This window comes from Epibacterium ulvae (genome assembly GCF_900102795.1).
GTDB classification, from domain to species: Bacteria; Pseudomonadota; Alphaproteobacteria; order Rhodobacterales; family Rhodobacteraceae; genus Epibacterium; species Epibacterium ulvae.
Genome location: NZ_FMWG01000005.1, coordinates 1 through 18,061, shown reverse-complemented (window position 1 = coordinate 18,061; position 18,061 = coordinate 1). Strand labels below are relative to the sequence as shown.

The 18,061-nt window shown below is 50.3% G+C and carries 15 protein-coding genes, 3 tRNA genes and 1 pseudogene; 7 read left to right on the top strand and 12 right to left on the bottom strand.

Annotation, left to right across the window (positions count from 1 at the left end; genetic code table 11):
* The first annotated feature begins 111 nt into the window (after positions 1–111).
* Positions 112–187, top strand: a tRNA-Val gene (locus BLP79_RS08985).
* Here BLP79_RS08985 and BLP79_RS08980 read toward each other — a convergent pair.
* Positions 175–1,176: a recombinase family protein gene (locus BLP79_RS08980; protein ID WP_269799301.1), complete on the bottom strand. Its 1,002-nt coding sequence runs from the start codon at positions 1,174–1,176 to the stop codon at positions 175–177. The genes BLP79_RS08985 and BLP79_RS08980 overlap by 13 nt on opposite strands.
* A 69-nt stretch (positions 1,177–1,245) precedes the next feature.
* Positions 1,246–1,599, bottom strand: a pseudogene (locus BLP79_RS20160) (recombinase family protein); the annotation flags it as partial.
* Positions 1,600–1,638: 39 nt separating this feature from the next.
* Here BLP79_RS20160 and BLP79_RS19675 point away from each other — a divergent pair.
* The gene (locus tag BLP79_RS19675) at positions 1,639–1,791 is read left to right on the top strand and encodes a hypothetical protein (RefSeq protein WP_157843938.1); all 153 of its coding nucleotides are present in this window, start codon (positions 1,639–1,641) and stop codon (positions 1,789–1,791) included.
* 212 nt (positions 1,792–2,003) lie between these two features.
* Here the strand turns inward: BLP79_RS19675 and BLP79_RS08975 are convergent, their stop codons facing one another.
* Both BLP79_RS08975 and BLP79_RS08970 read right to left on the bottom strand, forming a co-directional pair.
* A complete protein-coding gene (locus BLP79_RS08975) occupies positions 2,004–4,076 on the bottom strand; it encodes a UvrD-helicase domain-containing protein (RefSeq protein WP_090218290.1) in 2,073 nt (690 codons plus the stop codon).
* A complete protein-coding gene (locus BLP79_RS08970) occupies positions 4,058–6,094 on the bottom strand; it encodes an ATP-dependent nuclease (protein ID WP_090218288.1) in 2,037 nt (678 codons plus the stop codon). Before BLP79_RS08970 ends, BLP79_RS08975 begins: the two co-directional genes overlap by 19 nt.
* 410 nt (positions 6,095–6,504) lie before the next feature.
* Between BLP79_RS08970 and BLP79_RS08965 the strand changes: the two genes are divergently transcribed.
* Positions 6,505–6,729, top strand: coding sequence for a hypothetical protein (locus BLP79_RS08965; RefSeq protein ID WP_090218287.1), 225 nt, complete (start codon positions 6,505–6,507; stop codon positions 6,727–6,729).
* Between the two features lie 493 nt (positions 6,730–7,222).
* On the opposite strand, the gene BLP79_RS08955 is transcribed toward BLP79_RS08965, so the two are convergent.
* The 7 genes from BLP79_RS08955 to BLP79_RS08925 are packed head-to-tail and all read right to left on the bottom strand — an operon-like array spanning position 7,223 to position 14,902.
* Positions 7,223–8,368, bottom strand: a complete 1,146-nt coding sequence (locus tag BLP79_RS08955; RefSeq protein WP_090218284.1) for an iron-containing alcohol dehydrogenase — start codon at positions 8,366–8,368, stop codon at positions 7,223–7,225.
* Positions 8,368–9,744 (bottom strand): aldehyde dehydrogenase family protein, encoded by a 1,377-nt coding sequence (locus tag BLP79_RS08950; protein ID WP_090218282.1) that lies wholly within the window; start codon positions 9,742–9,744, stop codon positions 8,368–8,370. The genes BLP79_RS08955 and BLP79_RS08950 overlap by 1 nt, the downstream gene beginning before the upstream one ends.
* Positions 9,741–11,090, bottom strand: a complete 1,350-nt coding sequence (locus tag BLP79_RS08945; protein ID WP_090218280.1) for a glutamine synthetase family protein — start codon at positions 11,088–11,090, stop codon at positions 9,741–9,743. Before BLP79_RS08945 ends, BLP79_RS08950 begins: the two co-directional genes overlap by 4 nt.
* A 59-nt stretch (positions 11,091–11,149) precedes the next feature.
* Complete coding sequence (locus tag BLP79_RS08940; RefSeq protein WP_090218278.1) at positions 11,150–12,184, bottom strand: TRAP transporter substrate-binding protein; 1,035 nt, start codon at positions 12,182–12,184, stop codon at positions 11,150–11,152.
* A 50-nt stretch (positions 12,185–12,234) separates the two neighbouring features.
* The gene (locus tag BLP79_RS08935) at positions 12,235–13,554 is read right to left on the bottom strand and encodes a TRAP transporter large permease (RefSeq protein WP_090218277.1); all 1,320 of its coding nucleotides are present in this window, start codon (positions 13,552–13,554) and stop codon (positions 12,235–12,237) included.
* Positions 13,551–14,132: a TRAP transporter small permease subunit gene (locus BLP79_RS08930; protein ID WP_090218275.1), complete on the bottom strand. Its 582-nt coding sequence runs from the start codon at positions 14,130–14,132 to the stop codon at positions 13,551–13,553. The genes BLP79_RS08935 and BLP79_RS08930 overlap by 4 nt, the downstream gene beginning before the upstream one ends.
* Positions 14,129–14,902 (bottom strand): N-formylglutamate amidohydrolase, encoded by a 774-nt coding sequence (locus tag BLP79_RS08925; RefSeq protein ID WP_090218274.1) that lies wholly within the window; start codon positions 14,900–14,902, stop codon positions 14,129–14,131. The genes BLP79_RS08930 and BLP79_RS08925 overlap by 4 nt, the downstream gene beginning before the upstream one ends.
* 112 nt (positions 14,903–15,014) lie before the next feature.
* On the opposite strand from BLP79_RS08925, the gene BLP79_RS08920 reads away from it, so the two are divergent.
* The gene (locus BLP79_RS08920; RefSeq protein WP_090218272.1) at positions 15,015–15,869 is read left to right on the top strand and encodes a MurR/RpiR family transcriptional regulator; all 855 of its coding nucleotides are present in this window, start codon (positions 15,015–15,017) and stop codon (positions 15,867–15,869) included.
* A 155-nt stretch (positions 15,870–16,024) separates the two neighbouring features.
* On the opposite strand, the gene BLP79_RS20260 is transcribed toward BLP79_RS08920, so the two are convergent.
* Entirely contained in the window at positions 16,025–16,306 is a 282-nt protein-coding gene (locus tag BLP79_RS20260) for an integrase core domain-containing protein (RefSeq protein ID WP_408607915.1), read from the bottom strand.
* A 388-nt stretch (positions 16,307–16,694) separates the two neighbouring features.
* Here BLP79_RS20260 and BLP79_RS08910 point away from each other — a divergent pair, with 388 nt between their 5' ends.
* The 3 genes from BLP79_RS08910 to BLP79_RS08900 all read left to right on the top strand — a co-directional run bounded on the left by BLP79_RS08910 (position 16,695) and on the right by BLP79_RS08900 (position 18,059).
* Complete coding sequence (locus BLP79_RS08910; protein WP_090218270.1) at positions 16,695–17,270, top strand: histidine phosphatase family protein; 576 nt, start codon at positions 16,695–16,697, stop codon at positions 17,268–17,270.
* Positions 17,271–17,352: 82 nt separating this feature from the next.
* Positions 17,353–17,428 (top strand) — tRNA-Val (locus BLP79_RS08905).
* Between the two features lie 554 nt (positions 17,429–17,982).
* Positions 17,983–18,059: transfer RNA gene (locus BLP79_RS08900), tRNA-Asp, on the top strand.
* Positions 18,060–18,061 lie beyond the last annotated feature (2 nt).

Genomic DNA, 18,061 nt, shown 5'->3' with positions numbered 1-18,061 from the left:
AGATCTTGTGTGAATTGTTTGGTATTGTTCGAAAAAAACAGGTGCGTTTCTTACATTTCTTTCAAAAACGCCTTGCACCTCCTGAGCGCTCTCTATATCAGGCTGCTTACCGGGTCGTTAGCTCAGTTGGTAGAGCGCTTCGTTTACACCGAAGATGTCGGGAGTTCGAGCCTCTCACGACCCACCATTGTTCCCCCAAGCATGTGTAACGCCACCTAAGACCTTGAATGGCATGGACAATTGGGGTGTTCTAGCTCCTGTTTCGCGGCAGTATGAAAGATGGTCTGCAAATACCAGTTTCAGCACTGTTCTACGTATCGAGATATTTCCACTTTCCCAGAGTTTCCAAGGCTTTGACAGAAACATCAGCGAGAGTTCTAGCGCGGCGTCAAAGTCACGTGTCGAACGAGCTGGGTTGGCTTGATTTTCTTCTAAAAGGATCTTCTCTGTCTCAAGAGTGTCGATCTTTTTTTCATACGCTTTGATCACCGTTGGACTGTCGCTTTCAACAATGCGATCCAACAGGGCATCAATTTGCTTTTGCGCTTCAGCAATCTGTTTCTGAACGGTCTTGGCCTCCCGTGCCACCTGTACAGCGCGCATGTCCCAAGCTGTGCGGAACATGGCTTTTGCCATCGCAAACAGACCCGGGTTTGGTTCGAGCTGGCGGAGAAGTTCGCCGACATCTCCCTCTAGCTTGTCGCGGCGGATCGATTTACCGTAGCTTTGGCAACTCTTGGTCTGACACAGGTAATAGGGATGGCGTTTTGTCTTGCCCTTTGACCAGCAAGAGCGAAGGGGCGCGCCACAGTCGTTGCAGACTGCAACCCCGCGCAAGGCAAAATCATTGCCGATGTTTTTTCGTGCAGGTGCAATGACGCGGTGTTTTCTCCGTTCCTGGATGCGCCAGAACGTCTCTGCGGAGACTATTGGTTCGTGGTGCCCTTTGATCTTTGAGATGCCCCAAGGCGCGTAGCTGATCAATCCGCAATAGACCTCTCGATTGAGAAGCCGTGTGACCTCCTGTTGCCGCACTACACCATTCTTGCCCTTTGGAAATTCCGGCTTGGTGTTCAGAAAATTGCGGATATCAACTTGGTTGGTAAAACGCCCGTTGGCGTATCCTTCCAGCGCTTCCTGCACGATGCTGGCCTTAGGCTCGTCGCGCACAAGCATTTTTCCATGCTCCCGGGTTTTGTCGTAGCGGTATCCAAACGGCGCTGAGAAGGTGTAATAGCCCGATTGCATCCGTGCTTTCATCTTCTGGACAACTTGGCGACCGTTTTGTTTGCGCTCAAGCTGGCCTTGCGCGGCCATAATCGTTTCAACAAACTCACTTTCCGGGCTTTCGTCGAATGTGAAGTTCAAGCATTCGATGATGGCACCACGCTTGCGGAAGGCGTCACGCAGATCCAGATGGAAGCGGGTGTCACGAGCAAAGCGTTTGAGATCATCAAAGATCACCACAAAGCTTTCATCGGGCTGTGCATCCAGAAACGACAGCAACGCCACCATGCCAGGGCGTTTCATAAAATCCCCGCCGCCGGTGATCGTGTCAGGAAAGACAGCTGCGATCTCATAACCTTTGGTGTCTGCATAGGATCTGCAGCGGGTTCACCACGACAAAGGAGACCCCAAATGATCGACACCGTTTATCAGCTAAGTGAGGCGGAATTATTCCGACTCACCTCTGCCTACACAGCCATCAGAGACCCAAAGATACGGACAGAATTCTTGCGCACCGTCGAAGCCTGGGCAATCGATCAATGGCAATGCTGCGACGACGCATAGGTTGAACGGCATTCATCGCGCAGGCTACGTTTCCGGCCCTAACCGGACCTTGCCAACATCATCGAATTCGCACCTGCGAGATGCCAGACAGGCCATTCGCCGCAATCACAAATGAGATAGCCTCGAACATCGAACTACGGTGATTTTTGCCGAATGATCCTAACCCGTCTGTATACCGCCCAAGCACTGTAGTGGTGATTTCTTGTCGACCACTATAGCTTGATCGTCTCAGGAAAGAATGATGAAATCTGTTCCGCCTCTTCCCGACTTTTCATTAGGCGAGCACACACGAGATTTTTCTTCGTCCGCGAAGCTGATACATAAAGGAGCTTTCTTGACACAATTTCTCGCTTTGACTTAGGGATGTCTTTCGAAAAACAGCTCATGAAATCATATTCGGTCGTCCAACCATACTCGTCGATAACGAGAAGCACATTCTCAATACCTGTTCCTTTCGTTTTGTGCATTGTAGAAAACTCGCCTTCGCTGTCCTCATACTCGTAAAACGCCAATATCTCACTAAGCGCGAGCTCCGTGGAAAACAGGGATTTGAGAAAATTCTTCTGCTTTAGGTCATTTAATCTGTCGTCGTATTCCTGCTCCAGCATTTCAGCATTGACGTGCTTCATACTCGTCGTGGCAGCCACCTCTTTTGACATTTGGAGTTTAGTTCGGTGGCCGTTCTGGTGCAGTTCTTCAAACTCGGCAAAGACAGGATCATCTGCAAGCCTTGTCAAAAACTCATTGCGTCGATCAACAAATGCCTTGTGGCTGTCCGAAACTCTAATCAAGCCACATTCGGCGGCATGCTCTATGGCCTCATAGGCAGCGCGATCCTTCGATCCGAACGAACGAAGCATCTCATCCAGCTTTGCCTTATCTGCCACCGATGCAATTGAGAAACCGCGCTTCCGTAGTTTCGTTATCAAACGATTATAAGAGCGTCTATCACCTGGCAAACTCCTGTGCAGAGCAACAAGGTCAATCAGTTCGCCAAACTGCAACCTGTCAAGCGTTTTACGCATGCGGTCCCGTGGCTCTGAATATCGATTGTCGAATATCTTGTACAACATGCCAAATCCGACATCATTGGCAATGGATTTATTAGTCAGTTTCAACTGAACGTAGCCCGGATAATCAGAGGCGGTTTTTTCAACCAACGCATCAAGTGCACCTCTGTACAGTGCCAAATTTGTCTTCCGGTCTTCCGCCTTGTTTCCGGTATCAACCTCCACAGGAGCCAAGTCGTACACCAACTTTACACTGCCTTCGCGGCTTTCAAGGGGTTCAAAAGTTCCGTCACCAAGCGATTTCAGCGCTACATCCTGCTTTAGCCCGTCCGTCCGGAACTTATTGCTAAAATCAATGACCTGGGGTGAGCACCGATAGTTGTCATCCTTCTCGACAAGAATGAGCTCTTTGGCATCGATGTGTGACTGAGCGCTTCCTATACCATCCGAATAGATGGCCTGTTCGGAGTCGCCGAACAACCCGATGATAGTCTTCGCGTTTTCTGGCAAACAGCGCAGAAGGACACGAACTACATCTGCATTTGTGTCCTGATACTCATCAATAAAGATGCAGTCGTGCTGATTTGATACGATTCTGCCCAGCAACGGGAAGCTTTCAAAAATGTTGCAGGCCAACGCGATCAAGCCATCATGGCCGTATGAAGGATCGTTGAAATTATCAAAGCTAGTATCATTGTAGAAGAACTCGTTCGGCTGTCTTGCCGCAATCTTATCGTAAATTTTCTTGTTGACCTCCCCGATCAATCCATTGAGCTGCGCATTGTATGTGTCAGGCGCTTTGTCGTAGTCACGTTTTCCGGTGACCTTCTCTGTATCTTCCCCGAATACCGTCCTGCGACGGTTTTCGAGCTGTCCATGTGCTTTCTTGAACCTGTCGTGCTCCTTCTTCTTCCTCACCTTCTCGTCGCCGTCATAGTGATCATCTCCAAAGGCAACAAACTCTGGTAACTCGAAGAGCTTCGGAAAGACCTGTTGGATGTTCTTTTTGAACGGCGAAATCATCTGGCCCAGGAACGAGTGAATTGTTGAAACCTTGATGTCGCCAGACACACGATCAGCAATTTCGTCTGCAGCTTTGTTCGTATGAGTGATGCACGCGATACGAAGGTTTGGATTGGTTTTCAGAACCTTCTGAACGACCCTCTTTAGGCTCTCTGTCTTTCCGCTTCCGGCCCCGCCTTGAAGAACGAAGTTTTCTCCACCAGAAACAAGTTCCACGATCCGATCTACCGGATTCAATTTTTGTGAATCCATTTTAAACCATCCATAATGTACTTCGGCACACGCCAGCTTTCACCCTCTACAAGTGCAGAGTATAAAACCGATCCCGCAAAATCGGATTTCTTGCCGAGTATCCGATCTGAAAGAGAATAAAAGTCATTGCCACTAAATTCTTCGAGCGCGTCCAAATTTTTCAATCCCGCCAACGTATCCTTGCGGGCCTTGACTTTAACCAAGTTGATCGAAATGAAAGCGTCTTCAAAACTTCTTGCGTGGTAACCGTCCTCCGCTAGCTGGTAGGCAAGCTCAATCTGCCCTTCGCCCGAAGAGGCAGCTCCATCTACCAGCCGCTTATGCCAGTCCGAGAAGTCTTTCTTTTCCTTAGGATCAGGGGCTGAGAGGAAGTGCTTCAGGGTTTCATTTGAGGTGTGGCTCGACTCCGCAACAGGACAGGCGGGATAGCTGGTCTTTCCCGTCTTCTCACTGACAACCGATTTGGTTGTGTCGATATCGGTGATGACCAATGTGCGAACGCCAATGAATTCAAGGAACGGAGCAAACGCACGCGCATTAGCGCCGACTTCAAGAACGGATATGTTCTGCGAAGACAGCCCGCTCTCCGTCGTTTCATCGACGTTTTCCTTGTCATGCATCTCAATAAACAGAGGAAGCAGGATGCGCTCCGTGGTTCCCTCAATGAAGACCGCTTTGCTTGCGAAGAACAGTTCCGCAGAGTTGATTGTAAGGTATTGCTTGAGAAATTGAAAAAGCGCTTTTCCGTCCGCTCCAAGCTCTTCGTACTTGGCGCTCAGATCAGTATGAAAATTTTTGATCGTGACAGGCTCTACCGGAGACAGCCGTGAAAGATACCTGATATCCTCAAAGTTGGATTTTGAAACGATGTGGGAGGAATGGGTTGTCAACAAAGTCTGTAATTTTGGAATTTGGGAGATCAGTCCATGAATTTTCTCAGCGAAGACATACTGCATCTGCGGATGCGTGTGTGCTTCAGGTTCCTCGATAAGAAGGAGGTTCAACGGTGCATTTTTTCTGACAAAATCGTCACGGCACAACTCGATCTGTAACAGTAAGTACAGGATATTGAGGTATCCGAGTCCGCTATGGTTCTCGGGAAGAAAGTTATCGGTTTCACCGTATATGACTTGCGAGGAGGTTTCGATCAGCCTTTGCGATTGTATGTTAGAAACGACCTTCAAATCGCCTAACTCCAAAAAATCGCGAGAGTTTTTCAAAAAGCCCCCGAAAACTTGAGCATACTGTTTTCCGAGCTGATCATCGATGCTGGCAAGCATTGATCTGAGCTTCTCGATGTTATCACCGTCTGGCCCTACAGTCTCGTCATCTTCACTAGCGTCAGTCGCAATATTACGCTTTTGAAAGAACTTGGTCGATATCGCTGACAGGGGTTTCGCGCCACCTCCGGCGTCTTCCGAGCTTGCAACATTTCTGCGGGCATGAATGACCTGAAAATTCATAAGCTCTCGAACTTCGGATCGCTCTTTCTCTTCCAGTTGATCTCGGTGTGCCAGATAGTATGGGGTTTCCTCCGTGTGACCAAAATCATCAAATGCAAAAACGGCACAATTCAGAAATTTTCCATTGAGGTTATTTTCAATGAACTTTTTTCTCTCTTTCGTATCGTCCGGTAACGCTCGAAGCAGTCTCCTTTTATCAATGCTACATTCAAAAAGGATGTTTGTATGTCGCCGGGTCGGATCGAGGTCCAGCATGAACTTTGAGAGTATCTCAAGGTTATCAGTTTCATCATAAGCTATGCGCAGCACTAGCCTGATTGTGAGATCCTCGACATTCGCCTCATCATCAATACTGAGTATTTTCTGCCTTATCGGGATCGGAAAGTCCGTATATGTAAAATTTTCGGGTCTCTCTAGAAACTTCTCCAACAAAACGGCGAAGGATGTCTTTCCGGTATTGTTTTTACCTACAAGAAGCGTTGTCTTTTCCCGCATGTCTAGGCAGCAGTTTTGCAGGAGCCGAAAATTTTCAATTTTGATCTGTTCAATATACATATCGGGAAAAAACCTATTTGTATGACCCGTTCAAAGAGTCGAAAATTACTCATCAAAATATCACGTAATACTCCGGCGTGCAAAGTGCAGCTGCAGTTCGAAGTAGACTTGCAGGACAGCAGGGCAATGCTCGGCTTTGAGGTTGCCTGAATGTCGGTTTCCAACATCATTGCATGATTGGCTCGCGCGAGCAGCGAACTTCCGGTTTCCGCCCTCTCTGCAAAGCGACGACTTTGATATACGAGCTCGCTTTCGTTGTTCATACGGGAGTGCGAGAGATGAATGATACGCTTGTTGACCGGTCTCCGTTTCCACACATGCGTATGTAAATAGGACTATTTTCTTGTAGGTTTGTGGGTATTTGTTCTACCTATGTTCTCATTTGTTAACTGCAATTGATTGGAGGAGATATGAATGATGAGCAGAACAAAGATCAAACCCGCAAGGTAAATACCGGTAAAACCCCCTATATGCTGGGCTATACCGTGCGTCCGATGGGGGATGGTCAGAAATCCCATTGGAGCAAAGTGGCGGTGGCCTGGGCGCATAAGGATGGTCAGGGCTTTAACGTGCAGATGGATGCCTTGCCTGTTGATGGGCGATTGAGAGGAGGGAGAGGTTGTATAGGTCAATAAATGTCCCTTGTACCGTCTGTCTCCTGTGTTGAAAATGGAAGTGGTCCTCAACTGCATACGTAAGCCTCCGGTCGGCTTGCAGGGGTTTGCGTGTACAGTTGAATTAGGACAGGCGATAGATCAGATGGGTGCTGCTAAGGATGATCTCGCGGTAATCAGAGGACAGATCCCTTGCGATGTCGGCCAGCTGCTCTGTCAACTGGAACCAAGCCCGGGTTTATTCACCATGACAAAAGCCACGTTCTGCACAGCTTGAGAAATACGTGCTGCGCAAGTCACACAAGAGGCTATGACCGTTCAGAAATAGATTGATGCCCTGTTGGGTCGCTATGCTTTCCTCTTCTGGTTATCTGACAGTCTAGACGGTGCCCAACAAAGCCATAAAGGATGAGATCGCAGACAGCGTTTCATACTGCACGCTGTCAACGACGAGAACGAGCCCAAAGCGTAACCGCTTCTGAGCTCTACCTTTGTACTTAGTTAGTTATTCAGGCTAAGAAATCTGCTCCAAAAGCGCTCTCAAATTGGTTTCATTCAATTCAATCGGGTTCCCACCACAGCTTGGGTCTGCCAGCGCGCCTTTTATCAGGCGTTCTATGTCGGGTTTAGCAATTCCCATATCTGCAAGTGATTTTGGGACCTTGAGCCGAGAATTGAACCCGTCCACAAAGGTACAAAATCCGTCGAATCCCCCTTCGATACCAAGGTAGCTCGCTGCAAGATCAAAGCGATCACGAATGGCCGGTGCATTGAGACGGAGTACCGCCGGCATACATACAGCGTTAGTGGTACCGTGATGGGTATGATACATCGCCCCAATTGGATGGCTCAGAGCATGGATTGCGCCAAGGCCTTTCTGAAAAGCCGTTGCGCCCATCATGGCAGCCGACATCATATGCGCGCGAGCCTCAAGTTTGGTAGGCTCGTCATACGCAATTGGCAAATTTTCGATTACCAAGCGCATACCTTCCAGTGCAATACCCTGAGACATCGGGTGATAATGCGGGCTGGAAAACGCCTCGACACAATGCGCAAATGCATCAAGTCCCGTACCCGCCGTAATGGAGCTTGGCATGCCCACCGTTAGTTCAGGATCGCAGATCACTGACGAAGGCAGAACCTTGGGATGGAAAATGATCTTTTTCTCTTCGGTTTCCGAGTTGGTGATGACCGAGGCGCGACCCACTTCAGAACCGGTGCCAGCAGTGGTTGGCACGGCAACATTTGGATAGATCGCGTCAGCATCCGCCCGTGTCCACCAATCGCCGACGTCTTCGAAATCCCAGATTGGACGTGTCTGGTCGGCCATAAAGGCAACCATCTTTCCCAAGTCGAGACCTGAGCCACCGCCAAAGGCCACTACGCCATCGTGGCCACCCTCTTTAAAGGCTTTGACACCCGCTTCCAGGTTCTTTTCGTTGGGGTTTGGGTCCACATCAGCAAACACCCCGCGCCCCATGCCAGCGGCCTCAAGCACATCAAGAGCCCGTTGCGTGATTGGCAGGTCTGAAAGTCCCTTGTCAGTGACAAGCAGAGGTTTTTTCATTCCTGCGGAAGCACAGGCTTCGGCCAGCTCATTGATACGGCCCGCGCCAAAGCGAATGGAGGTCGGATAAGAGAAGTTTGCGGTCGGGCTCATCAGGTCACCTTTTTAAGATGGTAAGATTTTGGACGGGTCAGATTGTGATAACCGATCTCGGATAAGCCACCGCCCCGTCCGGTGTTTTTACAGCCGGTCCAGCAGAGACTTGGATCCAGATAATCAGCGCGATTCATAAAGACCGTCCCAGTTTCGATCTGATCGCCAACGGCCATTGCCCGTTCCACATCTCTGGTCCAGAGGCTCGCAGTTAGGCCAAATTCGCTATCGTTCATCAGGGCGATGGCTTCTGCGTCACTGCTAACAGGCATGATGCCTACAACCGGACCAAAGCTTTCGTCGCGCATCACACGCATATCATGGGTCACATTGGTCAGGATCTGCGGCGTCAGATAAGCGCCGCCATCGTCCTCAGCAAAGCTGTCTATATGGGCGGTTGCTCCATCTGCAATCGCTTCGGAGATCTGCGCGCGCACCTCATCGGCGAAACGGACATTTGCCATGGGGCCCATTGTGGTCTCGCGGTCTAGAGGATTGCCAAGCTTATAGGCTTTGACGGTCTCAATGGCTTTGGCTAGGAAATTGTCAAACAGGCTTTCATGCACATAGATCCGCTCGATCCCGCAGCAACATTGGCCCGCGTTAAACATTGCGCCGTCAATCAACGTATCGACCGCGGCGTCCAGATCTGCGTCTTCCATCACATAACCTGGATCTTTGCCTCCAAGTTCAGTGCCGACACCGGTGAATGTGCCCGCTGCGGCCTTTTCCATCGCCGCACCACCCCCGACGGAGCCTGTGAAGTTCACAAAGTCAAAGGCGTTGCTCGCAATCAGATCATTCGTCGTATCATGGGATAAAAACACGTTTTGGAACACATCAGACGGCACGCCTGCAGTGGCAAAAGCTTCGGCCATGCGTTCGCCCACCAACAGGGTTTGGGTAGCGTGTTTCAATACAACAGCATTGCCAGCAATCAGGGCAGGTGCAACCGAGTTGATCGCGGTCATGTAAGGGTAGTTCCAGGGGGCGACCACAAAGACGACCCCATGCGGCACGCGTTTGATATAGCGCTTAAAGCTCGCGTCGTCGCTCACCTCGATATTCGCAAGGCTGCGGTGGGCAATCTTGGCCATATGGCTTGCTCGCTCTGCAAAGCCACCAAATTCTCCGCCATAGCGCACGGGACGCCCCATCATCCAAGCCAGTTCGGGCACAATCTGGTCATTGATGGCGCCAACGGCAGCGACCCCAGCCATGACCAGATCAATCCGTTCCTGCAAGGGGCGTTTCGCCCAATCGATTTGGGCTCTACGCGCGCCATCAACGCATTCTAACGCCTGAGACATGTTTAGTGTAGGACGTTCAGCAAAAATCGATCCGTCGATAGGGGAGATACATTTTAGTAAAGTCACGCCTTTTCAAAGCCTCTTGCAATTTCATAGTCAGTGACAACACGGTTGAAATCCTCGATTTCGACCTCAGCGGCACGCGTATAATGGGCGACGGCCTCGTCTCCGAAGGCCTCTCGCAGCATAGCAGAGGCACTCAAAGAATCTTTGGCATCGCGCAGAGTATTGGGGATTTCATTGGAATTTTGAGTTTCATAAGCGTCGCCCGTAAAGGGCTCTTGCAGGGACAGCTTCTCTTCGATGCCCTTTAGCCCGGCGGCCAACATCGCGGCGCATGCAAGATAGGGGTTCATGTCTGATCCGGGCACCCGGCATTCGACTCGAACAGCCTTGGTGTTGTCTCCACAAAGGCGGAATGCAGCAGTGCGATTGTCTACGGACCAGACGATTTGAGTTGGTGCAAAGGTTCCTTTAGCGAAGCGTTTGTAGCTGTTTACATAGGGTGCCATGAAATAGGTATAGTCCGGCGCATATTTGATTAGGCCTGCCATGTAGTGATCCATCAAATCGGATTTCCCCAGAGGCCGCTCCGGATCAAAAAACGCATTCGTACCTTCCTGCCAGAGCGACTGATGCACGTGAGCGGCACTGCCAACGCGATCTCGATGCCATTTAGGTAAGAATGTCGCTGCAGCACCATTCAAATGGGCAATTTCCTTGATCCCATGTTTGGAAAGCGTATGGTGATCTGCGGTCGCTAGAGCATCCGCATATTTGATATTCAGCTCTTCCTGACCAGCCTCGGCCTCGCCTTTGGAACCCTCTACTGGAATACCCATCGCCCGCAAATGGTTGCGGATCGGGCGCATGATCGGCTCTTCTTTGGTCGTCTGAAAAATATGATAGTCTTCGTTGTAGTTTGAGATCGGCTGTAATCTAAAACCATTTTGCGCGATCTGGTCGTGGGTGCCTTCGAACAGGAAGAATTCCAATTCGGTTGCCATGATCGGATCAAAACCCATGGATTTCGCACGCGTGACTTGCGCCTTGAGCAGTTCACGCGGTGAAAATGGGATAGGTGCATGGGTATGATGATCCAAGACATCACATAGGACCAAAGCCGTACCTTCAAGCCATGGTACAGGACGTAGTGTTGAAAGATCTGGCTTCATTACGTAATCACCGTAACCACCTTGCCAACTGGTCGAAGCATACCCATCTGGCGTTGCCATCTCTAGGTCAGTTGCAAGCAGATAGTTACAGCAATGGGTTTCGGAATCGGCGATTTCAAGGAAGGCTTCTGCATGGAAGCGTTTTCCCATCAAGCGTCCTTGCATATCCACAAGACAGGTCAAAACCGTATCAATTTCGCCTGTTTCGATTTGGCTTTTCAGATCATCAAAGGTCATAGAGCACCAGTTATATTGGGAGCCGAGCGAAAAGGGTCGCTCGGCTCTTTCGTTGCTATTTAGCCATAACGATAAGGCCGACCGGCCTTCTGCATGTCAGCGTTGTACTTGCGGAAGATATCAATAACCTTTGCCTGGATTGGGCCTTCCGCGGCAATCTCATCCCAGAAGGCAACCGCAGCGTTTTCGACCTGTGCCCATTCATCATCAGGAATGGAAGTGAGTTGCATTTTCGTACCGTTGACGCGCAGGTTGGCTTCCCCTCCCCAATACCACCACTGACGATAGTAGTGCGACTGATCACAACAAACGCGGAACAGCGTTTGAAGATCTTCTGGAAGTTCGTTCCAGCGATCCATATTGGCAAAGAATGATCCCGCCCAAGCACCGGAGATATTGTTGGTCAGGAAGTAGTTGGTCACATCTGCCCAGCCAACTGTGTAGTCTTCGGTGATGCCAGACCAGGCGATGCCATCAAGCTCACCGGTTTGAACCGCGACCTCGATGTCTTCCCATGGAAGCGTGACCGGCACGACACCAAACTGGCTAAGGAAGCGGCCCGCAGTCGGGAAGGTAAAGACACGTTTACCCTTGAGATCCGCAAGTGAGTTAATTGGGTCTTTGGTCGCAAAGTGGCATGGGTCCCATGATCCTGCGCTGATATGCTTGACGCCCACTGCGGAATACTGTTCGTCCCAGATCTCATTCAGACCATATTGGTTGAACAGGACTGGCACATCCAACGAGTAACGAGACGCAAACGGAAAGTAGCCGCCGAAAACGGTCACATCCGTTGGGGATGCCATAGAGTCATCGTCAGATTGAACCGCATCGATCGTGCCTTTTTGCATCGCGCGGAACAATTCGCCGGTTGGGACAAGCTGGTCCGCATAGAACAGTTCTATCTGCATGCGGTCGCCTGCGATTTTATTGAACATCTCGATTGCAGGATCTATAACATGGGCGGCCAATGCTGGTCCCGCATAGGTTTGCATGCGCCACTTAATGGTGCCTTGGGCCAGGGCCGGCGTCGCCAACGGCGCGGTCGCTGCGCCCACGGCAGCGGTGGTTAGAAACTTACGTCTGGTTGTCATGTGGCTTTCCTCTCTGAAGGGTTAGGATGTCCTTTAGCCGGACATTCTGATTATTTTCCGTAGACATACTCCGGCAACCAAAGGGCGATCTGCGGGAATGCCATAATTAAGATGAGGGCAAGTACCATCACACCGACGAATGGGATTATGGAGCGATAGATATCGTAAAGGCTCACCTCCGGCGGGGCCATGGCTCGCATAAGGAACAGATTATAGCCGAAGGGGGGGGTCATATAAGCGATTTGTGTCGTGATTGTGTAAAGTACCCCGTACCAGATCAAGTCAAACCCAAGAACGCCGACCAGCGGCACATAAAGTGGGGCCACAATGACCAGCATGGCGGTGTCATCCAAGAAGGTCCCCATTACGATGAAACTCAGCTGCATCAGGATAAGGATCATCCAGGGGCTCAGGCCCATTTGCTCGGTAAACAGATTGTCGATGGCTTTTACCGCACCTAGACCATCAAAAACCGCCCCAAACCCGAGGGCTGCCAGTATGATCCACATGAACATACAGGAAATTCCTAGAGTTTGTTTGGTGCAGGTCTCAAGGACCTTCCAAGACATGCGTCCCTTAAGAATAGATGCAACAAGAGCGGTTACAGCGCCGACAGCGGAGCTTTCAACCAAAGAGGTCCAACCGTTTACAAAAGGCACCATCATGGCGGCAAAAATTGCAAGCGGCAGCGCACCAGCTCCCAGCAGTTTCAGTTTTTCGGCACGCGGCACATTACCTGCATTTGGCATCGCCGGGCCAAGCTCTGGCTGAAGACGGCAACGCAACCAGATATAAAATACAAACATCGCGGCCATCATCAGGCCAGGGACTATCCCGGCAAGCCAAAGTTGGCCGACTGGCTGACGGGCAATCATGGCATATAACACCAGAACCACAGAGGGCGGCACGAGAATTCCAAGACTGGAGCCAGCTTGGATTACGCCAGTCACCATCAGTTTATCATAGCCACGTCGAAGCAATTCGGGCAGCGCAATTGTCGCCCCAATGGCCATACCTGCAACCGAAAGGCCATTCATAGCCGATACCAGAACCATCAAGCCAATCGTCCCAATGGCAAGTCCACCCTGCACCGATCCAAACCAGACATGGAACATACGGTACAAGTCGTCCGCAAGACGGCTTTCGCTGAGGACATAGCCCATGAAAATGAACATGGGCAGAGTCAGAAGCGGATACCATTTCATCAGTTTCATGGTCGCAGAAAACGGTATATCTTGCCCGCCCGTTCCCCAAAGCGCCAGTGCGGCAATTGTGGCAACAGCACCAATTGCGCCGAAAACCCGTTGTCCGGTAAAGAGCATCACCATCATCGTGGCGAACATGAATATTGCGATATACTCTTGGCTCACTGCTGCGGGCTCCCGATTTCTTCACCTCGAATGCGGGCAATGTCTTTGAACAGTTCCGATATCGCCTGCAGCAGCATCAAGAAAAAGCCGAGGGCCATGATAGATTTCACCGGCCAGATCACGGGGCGCCAAGCGGTAGAGGACCGCTCCAAGCGCCCGATGTCTTCTTCACCTGTTATCAGGCCAGTGAAGAAAGTTATTGGCTCTGAGCCCCAGTACCCAAGTGAATAGGCTGTGGAGCTCAGGCTGCCATAGAGCAAAACAGAAAGATAGAAGATCAGGAACAGAACCGTGCAGGCATCAAACCAAGCTTTGCGTTGATGTGACCAGTTACCATAAAACAGATCCATGCGGACGTTTGACCCCAATTGGATCGAATATGGTCCGCCCAAAAGGTAGTATGTTACAAGTGCGAATTGCGCCAGTTCCAGCGTCCAAAGCGAAGGCAGAAAGAACGTTTTCGAGATCGAGGACCAAAGAAGGATGCCCATCAACCCAAACAGCCCCCACATCATAAACCGGCCGATCCGGTAATTTATCGCGTCGACCGCACGCACATATGCCTGCATAGCTCTCATCCAGGCGTGCTCTCGAATTGATCCAGAGTAGATTGTATCCACGGCGCAAGCGCGGCTGCCATCTCTGCCTGCTGTCTCTCGTTGGAAATCAGATCGTTGCGAATTTCGATCATGACGTTCAGAAGGCCATTCTTAACCCCGTGCAACTCAAGCGTATGAGCGACCCCATCGGCGGCCGAATAAGGTTCATTCAACGAAGCTGCGAAGGGGAAGTCGGTCGACATGTTTTCAATCATCGCACGAGCAAATCGGTCATCAGAGCCGTGTAAGAGCCCCACTTCGGTTGTTCGTTGTTTGCCGTGGTACACAGGGTTGAAGCTATGGATTGTTACCAGAAGTGACAACGTCGGCCCGCCTCTTTCAATCTCAGCAGCAATATATTTTGAGAAGGGGACATAAACCGCCTCCGTGCGTTCATTGCGGGCCTTTGAGTTAAGCGACGAGTTGCCAGGGATATCATATTGTTCGCTTCTAGCAGGCATTGCACTTGGCGCTTCCGGAGGACGATTGCAGTCATAGACCAACCGGGAGACGCAGCCAAAAATTGCACCGCCAGCAAGATGCGTAGTCAGAGCTTCGGCCACCGGTAACGCACCTGGGTCCCATGCAATGTGAGTGAGCAGCGCCGTGTCGCTCAGTCCAAGGCTTCCAAGTTTTTTAGGAATTCGGTTCGACGCATGCTCGCACACGACGCATACTTTCGATCCCTCGGGGATGGGTACGATCCGCGCCACTGGTCCGTAAGAATTATATGGTGTTTGCGATTCCATGGTTAAATAATTTCCACATTAATTTTTTCTGTCAATATTTTTTCAGAATGAATATTTTCATCCCACCTTGTTTTGTGATTTTCTGTGCAAACACTTAGAAAAGAGGCTTTCTATGACGATTTCTGACAAAATTCTGGCCGCACGAGACAAAATGACACCGTCAGAGCGTCAATTGATTGGGTTTCTTTTGGATGATTATCCCATTGCTGGTTTGGGCAGTATCACCGAACTGGCAGCCAAGGCGTCGGTCTCGACAACCACGATCACGCGGATGTTGCAAAAAGTCGGTGTAGAGGGGTATGCGCAGTTTCAAGTCGCACTGAGAGGCGAGCTAAAAGAAATGATCTCCGATCCCATCGCAAAACGGGATATGTGGAAAACTGATCTGCCCGAAGAGCATATTCTAAATCGCTATTCTCGACAGGTACTGGAAAACCAAAAGCGTACGCTGGATGACATAGATCCTGATGAATTTGACAGCCTATGCGATCTAGTTTGCGACGCCAATCGCACGGTATTTGTCGCTGGAGGCCGTATCACAAGCACGCTCGCTCAATACCTCTATCTTCACCTACAAATGATCCGCCCGAATGTGCGCCTCTTACCAATGACCGCGTCTTGGCCACATGATCTGTTGGATATAAAAAAAGGCGACATCCTGATTGTTCTGGATGTCCGGCGATATGAGAACACGACGCTCGCTATGGGGCAGATGTGTTATGAGCAGGGCGCAGAGGTGATACTGTTTACCGATCAATGGCGCTCTCCCATTCATAATATCGCAAAACTCACTTTCAGTTCTCGGATTGCAGCTCCGTCTGCATGGGACTCAATGGCTTCTATCTTGGTGCTTCTGGAATGTGCAATTGCCCGTGCGCAGGAACAACTATGGGACACCGTGGAGGCGCGGACAGACGCGCTAGAAGCTGCATTTGACCGTACCAAATTGTTCCGAAAGTTCGTTTAATCCCGGATCAAAGAGAGACCAACTGAGGGGCCACATCTGATTGCTCCAGTTTGATTTTAGTGCATCGTTGGCCTCTCTTTGATCCATTGGGATGATGATTTCCGGGGCTCGTGGGCGATCGCCCAAGGCACTGTGGTGCCTCTTGGTGTTGTCCATTATTCGATCAGAATTTGGGCCTCGTACAAGCTGTAGAAAATCTCTCCGTTAAGCCGTTCATCTCGCATCCGACCGTTGAGGCTTTCGCAATATCCGTTTTCCTGGGGTGACCCATCGCTCGATATTGGTGCTCTTGGCGCCAACGGTGGCGAATTAATCCCTGATAGATTGTGCAACGAAGTGAGCCATGTTGGACGATTGGTCCGAACGAAAATGGCAAGCGGGCCGTTGTCCGAACCAATGAAAGTCGGGCGCCACGCAGGGCGAACAGGTTCTGTCATAACATAGATCACGTTTGTCGAGCTCAGCTTGCGCTTGCACACGCAAAACCTCAAACCTTTCCTCTAGCGCAGAAAGCACTTTATCCGCCGCAAAAGATTCTAGAATCTGCTCATCTGACCCAGTGTGGAATCCCCCGGAAGGCGTGTGAATTTCTATGTAATGAATTGAAAAACTGCGTAGTTTTTCGTTATCGTGCAATATTAGATGTGGGCAGTCATTTGAACGTTGATGATATTTAGCCGCTGTTTCACGGGCTGGTAAGCACACCAACACTAGCATGCTATTTGCTTCGTTCTTTGATTGAGTTTCAAGAAAACAACAATTGCTGGGCTTAAGGGCTATAGATGGTCTAGGAAGTCAGCATATGTAATTTTCAGGCGGCTTAATATGAGATCATTTCCAACAATCTGGTTTCTCAGACATGGTGAGACGGAATGGAATGCGGAGCGACGTATTCAGGGACAATTGGAATCGCAGCTCACTGAGCGTGGCCTTTTGCATGCCGAGGCCCAAAAAAGCATACTTTCATCAATCCTTGCAGATGACCCGGCTTGCTATGCATCACCGCTTGGGCGCGCGCAGGCGACTGCAGAGATTGCATTAGATGGGGGTAGCTTTCATACAGATGAACGTTTAGCCGAGGCGCAGGCAGGGCGATTTCAGGGTATGACATTGCCTGAAGTTGAGAGAGATTATCCTGAAATCTATGCAGCAAACCCGCGTCATCTGGATCTGTTCTGTGCCGCTCCAGATGGGGAGGGGTGGCAGAGCCTTTATGATCGCACGTTTGATTTTCTAACTGAATTAGAGCGTCCAAGCGTCATCATCGCTCACGGGCTTTTGGGGCAGGTGGTTCGGGGGATCTTATGCGGTCTGCCCCGAGACGAGATGGCAAGGTTACCAAATGAACAGGGCTGTGTTTATGTATTGAAAGCGGGCGCGGAAACAGTGCTACGCCGTTGAGATCGCCGTGAATGAGTTTTTTCAAAAAACATTCTTTTTCCTCTTGCGCTCATTGTGGGTTTTCCTTAAATCCGCGCTCACCGGGTCGTTAGCTCAGTTGGTAGAGCGCTTCGTTTACACCGAAGATGTCGGGAGTTCGAGCCTCTCACGACCCACCATTATTCCGCAAAATATGTAAGGGGCTGGATAAAGCCTTGGATGGATTGGATGATTGGTGTGTTCTAGCGCGACGTCAAAGTCACGTGTCGAACGGGCTGGTTTTTCTTGATTTTCTTCTAACAGGATCTTCCTTGTCTCAAGAGTGACGATCTTTTTCTCATTCGCCTTGATCACTGTTGGGCTGTCACTTTGAACAATGCGATCCAACTGGGCATCAATTTGCTTTTGCGCCTCAGCAGTCTGTTTCCGTACAGCTAAGGCACTTCGCGTTATAGTGTGATGGGCCCCGGTCAAAGAACATTTCGCTATTGTATCTGTTTTACCTGTGGTGATGTTTGATGGTGCCCAGCTTCCCCCTTTGGTTTCCTTCGGAATATGTCACCTCAGAATTATCAGAGACCTTCCTTGCTTTTCATATCGTTCTCAATGGGTTGAGCTGCATCGTAGAAAAAAGGCGAATAAAAAAACAAAAATGCGAAAACACCGCTTGACGGTGCGCGGGGTGGCGCATATTACAGCGCAACATTCAGCAGAGACGCTGGATGAGCAGCAAGCGGTTGTAGCTCAGTTGGTTAGAGTACCGGCCTGTCACGCCGGGGGTCGCGGGTTCGAGCCCCGTCAACCGCGCCACT